1 protein-coding gene is annotated in these 1,558 nt (G+C 73.6%); it reads right to left on the reverse strand.

The features are described from left to right. Nucleotides 1-1,544, reverse strand: a 1,544-nt coding sequence (locus AB0B83_RS30115) for an amino acid adenylation domain-containing protein (protein WP_357581009.1), incomplete at its 3' end; no start/stop codon positions are given. Nucleotides 1,545-1,558 lie beyond the last annotated feature (14 nt).

Genomic DNA, 1,558 nt, shown 5'->3' on the forward strand with positions numbered 1-1,558 from the left:
CCGTCGGTGCGGAGGCGGCAGAGGTCGCCGGTGCGGTAGAGGCGGCTGCCGGGTGGTCCGTACGGGTCGGGCAGGAACCGCTCCGCCGTCTGCCCCGGACGGCCGAGGTATCCCCGGGCCAGTCCGTCGCCGGCGATGCAGAGTTCGCCGGGCGCCCCGGGCGGCACCAGCCGCAGCTCGGCGTCGAGGAGGTGGACGCGGGCGCCGTCGATCGGGGTGCCGAGATCCGGCCGGTGGGTCCCGTCCGGGCGCACCGGCCCGGCGGTGGCGACGACCGCGGCCTCGGTGGGCCCGTAGTGGTTGACCAGGGCGTAGGGGGTGCGCGCGGAGGGCCGGGTGGTGAGGGCGTCCCCACCCGTGAGCAGCGTGCGCAGCGTGGTGGTGGGCGGCGTGGGCAGCCGCAGGATGGCCTCGGCGATCGGGGTGGGCACGAAGGCCTCGGTGAGACCCTGCCGGTGCATCCAGTCGTGCAGCGCGGCGGGGTCGAGGCGGTGGGCCGGGTCGGCGATGTGCAGGGTGGCGCCGCTGACCAGCGCGGGCCAGATCTCCCACACCGCCGCGTCGAAGCCGAGGCTGGCGATCTGCCCGTGGTGCTCGCCGGGCCCGCTGGGGTAGGTGTCGAGGTGCCACCGGACGAGGTTGGCCAGGGCGTGGTGGGCGACCATGACGCCCTTGGGGACGCCCGTCGAGCCGGAGGTGTGGATGACGTACGCCAACTGCTCCGGGTGGATGTCGACCCGGGGTGCCGCCGGGGAGGCGGAGCGGTGCGGGGCGAGGGTGACGACGCCGGGGGGTGTGTCGGTGTCGTGGGGGTCTTGGGTGATGAGGATGGTGACGGCGGAGTTGGTGATGAGGTGGTGTCGGCGTGCGGGTGGTGCGGTGGGGTCGATGGGGAGGTAGGCGGCGCCGGCTTTGAGGACGGCGAGCATGGCGGTGATGGCGGGTGTGCCGGGTGGGAGGTTGACGGCGACGGGGTGGTCGGGTCGGGCGCCGTGGTGCAGGAGTTGGTGGGCGAGGTGGTTGGACCACTCGTCGAGTTCGCGGTAGGTGAGGGTGTTCGTTCCGTCGACGATCGCCACGGTGTCGGGCTGCCGTCGGGCCGTCTCCGTCACCAGCCGGGGCACGCACCCGGGAGCGCCGTCCGACCCGCTCCGCCGCCCCGTGGACACCGCCGCGAGCCGCTGGCGCTGGTCGTCGGTGACGGCCTCCACGGTGGACAGGCGCCGGTCGGGATCGGCCAGCACGGCGGCGACGAGGGCGCGGTAGCTGTCGGCCAGGTCGGCCATGGTGCCGGGCTCGTACAGGTCGCGGGCGTAGCTGAAGTACACGTCGACGGTGTCGGTCCCCACCTCCGCGTGGACCGTGAGGTCGAACTTCGCGGTTCCCGGCTCGATCGACACCGGCCGCATCGTGGCGGTGTGCAGTGGCATGGGCTCGTCGGCGAGGCCCGTGGCGTTTCCGCCGGTGAAGACGGTTTGGATGAGGGGTGGGGTGTGGCGGTCGCGGGTGGGTCGGGTGTGTTCGACGAGTTTGTCGAAGGGGATGTCCTGGTGGGTGA

The sequence above is a fragment of the Micromonospora sp. NPDC049060 genome (genome assembly GCF_040649055.1).
GTDB lineage: Bacteria > Actinomycetota > Actinomycetes > Mycobacteriales > Micromonosporaceae > Micromonospora > Micromonospora reichwaldensis.